The sequence below is a fragment of the Roseomonas aerilata DSM 19363 genome (genome assembly GCF_000711725.1).
Lineage (GTDB): Bacteria > Pseudomonadota > Alphaproteobacteria > Acetobacterales > Acetobacteraceae > Roseomonas > Roseomonas aerilata.
Genome location: NZ_JONP01000088.1, coordinates 1 through 9,387, shown reverse-complemented (window position 1 = coordinate 9,387; position 9,387 = coordinate 1). Strand labels below are relative to the sequence as shown.

At 68.1% G+C, this 9,387-nt stretch carries 3 protein-coding genes and 2 pseudogenes; 2 read left to right on the top strand and 3 right to left on the bottom strand.

The features are described from left to right. Together recD2 and BO39_RS30690 are read right to left on the bottom strand one after the other, a co-directional pair. Positions 1-2,044, bottom strand: a pseudogene (gene recD2 / locus BO39_RS28430) (SF1B family DNA helicase RecD2); the annotation flags it as partial. A 392-nt stretch (positions 2,045-2,436) separates the two neighbouring features. Beyond that, complete coding sequence (locus tag BO39_RS30690; RefSeq protein WP_342666352.1) at positions 2,437-2,697, bottom strand: DDE-type integrase/transposase/recombinase; 261 nt, start codon at positions 2,695-2,697, stop codon at positions 2,437-2,439. A gap of 412 nt (positions 2,698-3,109) precedes the next feature. Here BO39_RS30690 and BO39_RS28420 point away from each other — a divergent pair, with 412 nt between their 5' ends. Both BO39_RS28420 and BO39_RS28415 read left to right on the top strand, forming a co-directional pair. After that, the gene (locus BO39_RS28420; protein ID WP_156964103.1) at positions 3,110-4,288 is read left to right on the top strand and encodes a hypothetical protein; all 1,179 of its coding nucleotides are present in this window, start codon (positions 3,110-3,112) and stop codon (positions 4,286-4,288) included. Between the two features lie 201 nt (positions 4,289-4,489). Beyond that, positions 4,490-6,451 (top strand): C1 family peptidase, encoded by a 1,962-nt coding sequence (locus tag BO39_RS28415; RefSeq protein WP_043840111.1) that lies wholly within the window; start codon positions 4,490-4,492, stop codon positions 6,449-6,451. Between the two features lie 1,929 nt (positions 6,452-8,380). On the opposite strand, the pseudogene BO39_RS35185 reads toward BO39_RS28415, so the two are convergent. Then, positions 8,381-9,106 (bottom strand): annotated as a pseudogene (locus BO39_RS35185) (DUF6880 family protein). Positions 9,107-9,387 lie beyond the last annotated feature (281 nt).

The window sequence follows — 9,387 nt, the reverse complement described above, 5'->3', positions numbered from 1 at the left end:
GCGTAGTGCTGGGTGGTGAGGGGGATGACCACGGCCGGGTACTCGGAGCCTTGCGCCTTGTGGATGGTGGTGGCGTAGGCCAGCACCAGCTCGTCGAGCTCGCCGAAGCCGTAGGTGACCTCGCGACCCTCGAAGCGCACCGTGAGCTCGCCCTCCTCCATGTCGATGGCCGAGATCACGCCGAGGTCGCCGTTGTAGACCTCGCGATCGTAGCTGTTGGCCACCTGCATGACCTTGTCGCCGGGGCAGAAGGTCCAGCCGAAGCGCTCCACCCGCAGCTCGCCCGGCGGGTTCAGCGCCTTCTGCAGCTCGATGTTGAGCGACCTTGCGCCGAGCCCGCCCCGGTTCATCGGGCAGAGCACCTGCACGTCCCGCACGGGGTCGAGCCCGAAGCGGGCCGGGATCCTCTCCCGCACGACCGTCAGCAGCTTGCGCACGCCCTCCTCCGGATCCGCGGCGTCCACGAAGAAGAAGTCCGACCCCTCGCCCTGGCGAAGCTCGGGCATCTGGCCCCCGTTGATGCGGTGCGCGTTGACGATGACCTGGCTCTCGGCGACCTGGCGGAACACCTCGGTGAGCCGGATCACCGGCAGGGCCCCCGAGCCGATGATGTCGGCCAGCACCTGACCGGGCCCGACCGAGGGCAGCTGGTCGACGTCCCCCACCAGCAGAAGGGCCGCCTCGTCTGGCAGCGCCCGCAGCAGGGCGCGCATGAGGGGCACGTCCACCATGGAGGTCTCGTCCACCACCAGGAGTTGGCACTCCAGCGGCCGCTCCTCGCCTCGCTTGAACCCACCCGTCTTGGGGTCGGTCTCCAGCAGGCGGTGAATGGTTCGGGCCTCCAGCCCCGTGCTGTCCGACAGGCGCTTGGCGGCGCGCCCTGTGGGGGCGCAGAGCGCCACCTCCACCCCCTTGGCGCGCAGCACCCGCAGGACCGAGTTCACCAACGTGGTCTTGCCCACCCCTGGGCCGCCGGTGATCACCAGCACCTTGGAGCGGGTGGCGAGCGCGAGGGCCTCGCGCTGGCTGGGAGCGAGCGACAGGCCTGTCCTGCCCTCTACCCAGGGGATCGCCCGCTCAGCATCGATCTCGGGCCAGGGCGGCACACCTTGGGTAAGCGCCCGCAGCCTCTCGGCGATGCCTGCTCGGCGCGATGGAGGCCCGCCAGGAAGACGCAGCGCTCCCCCTCCAGGGTGTCGGCCACCACCTCGCCCTCGGCCAGTTCCAGCGCGAGCGCGGTCTCGATGAGGGGAGGGGGCACCTCGATCAGGGCCGCGGTCTGGGCAGTCAGCTCGGCCAAGGGCAGGCCGCAGTGCCCCTCGCCGGTGGCCCCGGCGAGCGCGAAGGAGATGCCGGCGCGCACCCGGATCATGGCGGTGGGCTCGATGCCGAGGCGCTGGGCCACGAGGTCGGCGGTGCGGAAGCCGATGCCGCGGATGTCGCGGGCGAGCCGGTAGGGGTTCTCGCTGATCACCTGCACGGCATCGGTGCCGTAGGTTTTGTAGATCCGCACCGCCCGCGAGGTGCCGACCCCGTGGGCGTGCAGAAAGAGCATGATCTCGCGGATCACCTTCTGCTCGGCCCAGCCTGCGACGATGCGAGACGCCCGCTTGGGGCCGATGCCCGTGACCTCGCGCAGGCGGGTGGGCTCGGCCTCGATGAGGTCGAACACGGCCTCGCCGAAGGCGCGGACCAGCTTCTTGGCGTAGGCCGGGCCGATGCCGCGGCTCATGCCCGAGCCGAGATAGCGCTCGATGCCCTCGAGCGTTGTGGGCGGGCTTGCCTTGAGGAAACCTGCCCGGAACTGCAGGCCGTGGGTGCGGTCGTTGGTCCAGGTGCCGGAGAGCTGGACCCACTCGCCGGCGGCGATGCTGGCGGCGTGCCCCACCACCGTGACCAGGTCCTTGTGCCCGCGCGCCTTCACCCGCAGCACGCAGAAGCCGTTCTCGGCATTGTGGTAGGTGACCCGCTCCACCAGACCAGCCAAGGCCTCGGTGGAGGCTGTGGCAGACGTGGAGGCGCTCTGGGTAGCTGCCTGGCCCACTTGCTCTATGCGCCCGGCAGCGAAGCCAAAGGGGCAGGGGAGGGCAGGGGCCCCGGTCCCGGTAGCGGCAAGCTCGACGAGGACCTCGTGTGACCCATCTCGCCTATGTGGACTGCAGCAACCTGTTCATCGAGGGGCAGAAGGTGAGCGCCGTGGCGAAGGGCATAGCGCGAGGCCTGGAGGACGCCAGGGCACGGGGTGTTATCGACTTTGGCTACCGTCTGGACCTTCACCGACTCATGGCTCTGCTCCGGCAGGAAGAGGGAGAGATGGCAAAACCCGGTGGTGGTGTTCGGTGGGGCTGTGGTGCAGCCTGGAGGACCGACAAACCACAACCATGACATAAGGTCAGTTGCAAAGAGGGTCAGGCCCTCCAGACCGCACCGGTATACTTACAGTTGCAAGGATTGCCGCTGGTTGCGACGGCCGTGTCGGGCGGCAGGTAAGGCGGCGGCCTGGAACAACTTGTCGACGAAGCTGGCCTGGGTGGACATCTCGCATCCGCTGATCGCCCGAACCTGCCCCTTTCTGACCATCGCCATCGCCTCGTGGGCCATCAGGGTTCGTCGGGCCGTGTGGAAGCCGCCGAAGCCGAGCCCGGCTCGGATCAAGTGTTTTAAGCGCCGATGATCTTGCTCCATTATGGTGTTCAGGAACTTGGCTTAGCGCAGCCGCGAAAAGTACCACAGCTCACCGCAAGCCTTGGGTCGGTGGCGGCAGACGGGTATGCGTGGTTCCTGTCCACGATGATGGTGCGCGGGTTCAGCGTGTGCGGCTGCCCAGAGGATCACCTTAGCGGAATATCGCCGCCTCTTGGAGCACTGGCCCTGCCGTACACGGGCAACCCGCTGCCCTCTCACCGTGTCCTCACGTGCAGCAGGTCAGTGCCGGCGCGCAAGGATGCAACAGAACCATGGCAGGAGTGATATCCAAGCAAGCTCTGCTAGAGCATCGATCTTTCGTTGATGCTCGTCGACATCTTTTGCTAGCCTTGCCGCAGCGTTGGGGGGAGATGATGCTCTTACCATGTCGCGTTGACGGCGCCACCTCACCGCCGAGCCCTCGATGAAGAAGGCAAGCAAAACTCCGTCTTTGCGCACCCCCACGGGGCAGTCCAAGCGCGGTGCTCAGCGGGCGAGGCCGAGAGCATCAGCAGAGGAGAGCAACAAGACGTCAGCTCGCAAGCCGAAGCTTTCGGCGGGCAAGACGGTGAAGCGCAGTCAGAAGCCTACCGCTTCGGCCGCGACCGAGGTGCCGTCGATTGGGCTTGACGAGCTGCTCACCCGGCTTGCTGATCCGACCGTGCCCGAGGCGGAGCTGATCCCCTACCTGACGGCGGAACGTGACCCGGATTTTGGCCTCGCGCCAGTGCTGCATCCGAATGAGAACGTTCGACAGGATACGCGCGGTGCGGCCCAAGCGCGGGCGCGGGGCGACATTGGGCTCGGATTTCTGAACCATGTTTTTCGCGACCGGCGTCGCCGTGTGTTCGAGGAGCGACTGGTCGCGAAGGATCCACGCCCGGTGCTGCTCGCCGAGGGTGATTCCTGGTTCCAGTATCCGATCTGGCTGAAGGACGTCGTCGACCAACTCGAATCCGACTACACTGTTCTCTGTCTCAGCGCCGCTGGCGACGAACTGCGCAGCATGGTCGCGGAGGCCGAGTACCGCGACTACCTGCTGCGGCTGAGCGGACAAGTCAGCTTCCGAGCGATGATCTTCTCGGCGGGCGGCAACGACGTGGTCGGGTCCGAGCTGAAGGAGCTTTTGCGCCAGCACGACCCTGCGCTCGACGCTGCGGGGCACATCGACGGCTCGCGCTGGGCACAAAAGCTTGGCGAGATCTTGGCCGGCTACGAGGCGATGGTCGCGGCCGTGCACGGCATCCTGCCGAGCATGCCGATCCTCATCCACGGCTACGACCACGCTAACCCGCTGCCGCACCAGGGCTTCAAGGCGCCGCCGCTGGATGGCTGGCTCGGTGATCCGATGCGCGCGAGGGGCATCCCGGACGGCCCGCTGCAGCTCGGCATCGTCCGCGTGATGATCGACGGCGTGAACGACGCCCTGCAAACACTCGCTGGCGGCAATCGGCCAGGAGGTCGGCACCCCAAGGTCTTTTTCGTGGACAACCGCGGCGCCGTGGCTGGCCGATGGCATGACGAGTTGCATCCCCTGGACAGCGGCTTTGCCGAGGTCGCTGACCGCTTCCGCGCCGTGCTGCACGAGGCCGGCGTGCCATGAGGCGTCACGGCATGCGCATTCGGGGCCACGGCACCGCAGGGGAGGGCTGAGCGCGATGGCACGGAGCAATGCCGACCGCGGCGGCGGCGCCTCCTGGGACGGGACGGCCGGAGGGCGCCTGCACCGCGCTGCGGAGCGCACCGCCACCGCAATCGAGGCGCAGTTCTCGCCAGCAACCGGGGCGCGCGGATTGACAAGCGGGTGCTGAACGTCCGGCCAGACCCGGTCGACTTCCGTGACCTCATCTACCAGCCCGGCCTGGTGCAGCTGCCGACCCGCATGGCCCCGCCTGTCCTCACGGAAATCGGCATCGAGGTGCGCGACCAGGGCAGTGAGGGGAGCTGCACAGGCCAGGCGCTGGCCAACGTCATCGACCTGCAGAACATCCAGCGCTGGCGCGACAAGGCCGAGGTGCCGGCGCGCGTCAGCGCCCGCATGCTGTACGAGAGCGCGCGGGTCTTCGACGAGTATCCGGATGACCTTCTACCAGGATCGAGCGCCCGCGGCGCGATCAAGGGCTTCTTCCACCGTGGCGTCTGTGGCGTCGACCTCGCTCCCTACTTCCCGGGCGATCTCGGCTGGCGGCTGGACGTGGTACGCGCCAAAGCGGCGCGGCAGGTGGCCCTCGGCGCCTACTTCCGGCTGCGGCACGTGCTGAACGACTGCCACGCCGCCCTGGCCGAGGCTCAGGCCATCCTGTGCACCGCCATGGTGCATGATGGTTGGTCGCGAGACGCCGTGACGGCGCGCAAGGGCGTAATCCGCTCCCCCGGCGGCGATCCGGCCCGGGCCGAACTGACCGGCGCACATGCCTTCGCCATCGTCGGTTACGATACCGAGGGCTTCCTGGTCCTTAACAGCTGGGGGCCGCGTTGGGGCGGGTTCGCGCCACGGGGTTCGGATGGTGCGCCGGGCGGATCGCAACCGGGCGTGGCGCTCTGGCCCTATGACGAGTGGTGCGAGCACGTGCTGGATGCCTGGGTGCTGCGGCTGCAGGTGCCAACCGCGCTGCCCTCCGGCTTCGCCGGTGGCTACCACTTGGTTCGCCAGCCGACCCCGGTACAGGATGATCCACTACGGCGTCCGGTCACGCCTGCCTCGGTGCCGGCCAGGGATGTCGCCGGGCATGTGATTAACATCGCCGATGGCACCTTCGTGGCTGCCCCGCCTTACGAGAACGACAGGCGGACCTTCGAGGAGACGGCGCGCTTTCTGCGCGACAACGGCGCGCAGGGCGAGGGTGCGCGCTACGACCATCTGCTTTTCTTTGCCCATGGTGGGCTGAACGACCTGGAGGGTGCGGCAGCACGTGCCGCGGCCATGACGCCGATCTTCAAGCGCCACGGCGTCTACCCTGTGTTCTTCCTGTGGCACACCGGGCTCGCCGAAGCTGCCGGGGATGTCCTGCAGCGCGTCTTCGACAAAGCCCTTGGCCGCGCCGGAGGCTTCACTGACTTCACCGACACGCTTCTTGAGCAAGCGGCGCGGCCGATCGTCGGGCCAATCTGGCGCGAGATGAAGCGGGACGCACTGCGGTCGTTCCAGGGGGTGGCCCCCGGATCCGCCGGATGGGTCGCGACTAAGCTCCTGGCCGACGCGGCGCTTGGTCGCCCGGATAAGCCGATGCGGATCCACTTGGTCGGGCACAGCGCCGGGGCGATCCTGCTAGGTGAGATGCTGGCGCGGGCGCGGGCAGAGGGGCATGCGCTCGCGAACTCACTGTCAACGGTCAGCCTCTTTGCGGCCGCCTGTACGCTCGACTTCTTCGACGCGAACCTCGCACCTGTTGCGGTGCGAGCGGAGGCCAGCAGCGACCGCTTCCTGCTCTACAACCTGACCGACGACGCCGAGCGCGACGACAACGTCGGCGGCGCTTATCGCAAGTCGCTGCTCTACCTTGTCTCGAACGCGTTCGAAGACCGGCGCGAGACGCCGCTGGCTGGGATGGAGCTGTACGAGCCAGAGCTACCGGGTTTGCAGGTGCTGCACTCGGGGAAGAGCGCCCGTAACCAGGACCGCATTGGCGGGACCACGACACACGGCGGCTTCGACAATGACCCGGTGCTCATGAATCACGTGCTAGCCCGTGTTCTAGAGCGCCCGACAATCACAGAGCAGGAGGGTGGGTTCTCCCGAGCGGATCTCGTCGGCCGGGGCTTCTAGTCCGTTTCCTACGGAGCGGCGTTGGTGCATTCCGCTTGCGTGTGTTTCAGCACCCAACCGGGACCCCAGCTCGAATCTCGCCGAAAGCGTTGACGGTGCTAGCAGAATAGCTGCCAACCCGGGGTCCCGATCGCCGAAGATCGGGACCCCGCTTCAAGGCCAATTTCCGTAGCATTAGCAAAGCCATGAGGCCGGATTTGGCATGGGGCCCTGTTTGAAAAACCGTCCACACTCAGGGTTAGTGTGCTCTGCCTGCAGGACGCCAGACTTTCGCCGGCGTTGCGCCAGCTTCGCATGGTCCAAGCGCGCAGATCGGCATAACACCCCGATTAAGGAACCAATCACGGAGGCGGCGCCTGGGTAAGCCAGGGCCGCCTTCCCGCTCGGTCGATGGTTAGGCGAGGTCGTTTGGGCCGGCGGGCAATGGTGCCGCATCCGGTTTACCCGCCGGTGGCTCGTCCTTGGATGCTGCCTCGGTGTCAGCGTTCGGACCGTTGCTAGTCGGGTTCTGAGAGAGCCCGGCGGCCGCGTTAAGGCCCGTCGCCATAGCAGTGGCGGCCATTGCCGTACCGACGGCGGCGGCAACGGGCGCGGCTAGTGTCGCCATCATGGCGGCACCAGCTCCGGCCATTGCAGCAGGAAGGGACATCGCAGCATCGGCTTGCTGCTCGTCCCCTTCGTGAGGCGCGGCGGTATCAGGGGAGTTCACCGCGCCCCCTCCACCATTCCCCTGACCTTTCTCGGCTGCGGATCGTGCACGCCGTGGACGGCGAGTGGCCGTGGGCGCTGCGGCCTGGGTCGAGGCGGACCGTTTGGATGGCGCCGGGCTCGAAGTGCCAGCGTCGGACGACGTCCTCCGGGCCGCGGGCGTGGCTTTAGGAGTGCGCCGAGCCGGGGACTTGGCGGGGGAGGCAGAGGACCGTAACGTGCGGATGCCGGCCGGGGTCGCCTTGCTCTTGGCGGCTGACGAGGCTCGAGCCTGGACTTTGGGCTTCGCAGTGGCGCCTCGCGGAGCCGCGGACGACTTTGTCGCCCGGGCTGAATTGGCAGCCGAGGAGGCGCGCCTGCTGGACGCGGCGGCAGGTTTTGCGGGCCGTCGCACCGATGCTGTTGCCGAGCGAGGACTGCGGGCAGCGGTCTTGGTTGTCCCCTGGGCACCCGCAGCGGCGCGAGACGGGGTCTTGGCCGCAGGAGGTCGGGAGCCAGCCTTCGGTGCCCTTGTCCTGTGGCTGCTCGCCGCCGGAGCAGCCCGTCGCGCGGACGCTGCGGCTGGCTTCCTGGTCTGCTTGGCGGGAGTGGCGGTGGCGCGAGCACCACGCGCGGTGACCTTGCCGGTGGTCTTGCTCGCTGCTGCCGCACGCGGTGCCGGGCTGCGCCGGCTTGCGGCTGGGGCGGCCTTCTTGGCACCCGCAGCCGATGTTGGCTTCCGCTCCGGCTTCTCCGGGCGTGCCCGACGTGCCGGCGTCTTAACCGCCGCCTTGCGAACTGCTGGTGCCTTCGACGCCGCTGCCTTGCCGACGCGCGATGGAGCAGCCGTGCTCGCCTTGCCCCGCGTGGCGGTTGCGGCGCTACGGGCGCTCCGCGCAGGGGCAGAAGCCGACGCCGCCTTTCGGCCTGCTGTCGCCGCCTTGGTGCGTGGGGTGGATGCTGACGAGCGGCGGCCGGCTGAAGCGGCACCTGAACGCGTCTTGCCGGGCGGAGCCTTGCTGCCAGGACGTTTAGCCATGGTCACCTCCGAGAGAAGCGGGCGGTTGGCGAGCAACCGACCTGCATACTGCGCTCTCAGCAGTGCTGTGCAACCAGCTCTGTTTGAACAAGGATCTTGCTGATAGCGCGGTTGGCGGGAGGCAGCCCGGTGCAGTGGTACAGCGAAACTCGGGATCGCGGGTCGCGGCACGCTCACCCTCAGCCACGACGGGGAGGTACCACTCAGCCCTGGTCACTCAGCAGCGCCCAAAACCCTGCTTTCCGGCCGTGCTCGCGCCTGAGGCGTGCCAGGAACGCCTCATGGTCCCCGAGGCCGGGCTCTGTCGGCAGCAGCGGCGCGAGACTGGCACAGGCCAGGATGTCACGCACCGCGTACCCGTACTGCCGTGAGGACGCCCGCCGCAGCACGTCCTCGGCCAGAGCACGGTGCAGCAGCGTGGCGGCGGCGGGGTACCATTCGGCGAGCGCTTCGGCCGCGGGCGGAGCCGACCGTAGTCTCGCCCATCCATCTCGCCGTTATGCGTCCGCACCAGCCGGTTCGCGGCTTCGAGGTTGGGTCAGCCCACCAGGAAAGCGAGCGCCAGATTGCGGTCAGGGTGCCAGCGCGTGCGCCACTGCTCCTTCCTCCGCTTCCACATCGTCGAACCCCGACAGGGCACGGAGGTAGGGACGCAGGTGCTGCGGTGTCAGCCAGCGCCGGAAGGCCTCCCAGCGCAGCGCCTGTGCCTCCTCCTGGCGCTTGAGCGCGTCCAGCCCAGCGATGCGCAGGTCGGTGTGTCGGACCTCCTCGCTCTCGTGCCGGTCGGGAGCTCGGTCTAGCCAGGCGAGTGCCTCCAGCGGGCGCCAGCGGACCGGGGTGCCGGCGTGGCAGGCGTGCTCCATGTAGCTCCGCGTCACCGCCGGCCTGACCACTTGGTCCGTCATTTCCTGCGAGAGGAAGATCGGCACGCCGGGCAGCAGGGGGGCCGGGCTGTCGGCGGCGAGCAGTGAGCGCCATGGTTCGATGGTGGCGAGATTCGATCGGGTCAGGAAGGCTTGCTCCAGCGGACGCTCCGTCCGCCTTCGTGCGAGGAGGTCGTAAATGGACGCGATGCACTCGCCCGCGAGGCGCTCAATCGGCAGCACGGCGGCGGGCACGACGACGCGGCATTGGCAAGTTGATGGGGCGTGGCTGGTAGGAGCGAGCCGGGGCAGTCTGCCTGGATGACCTCAGACCCTTCTACCTACCC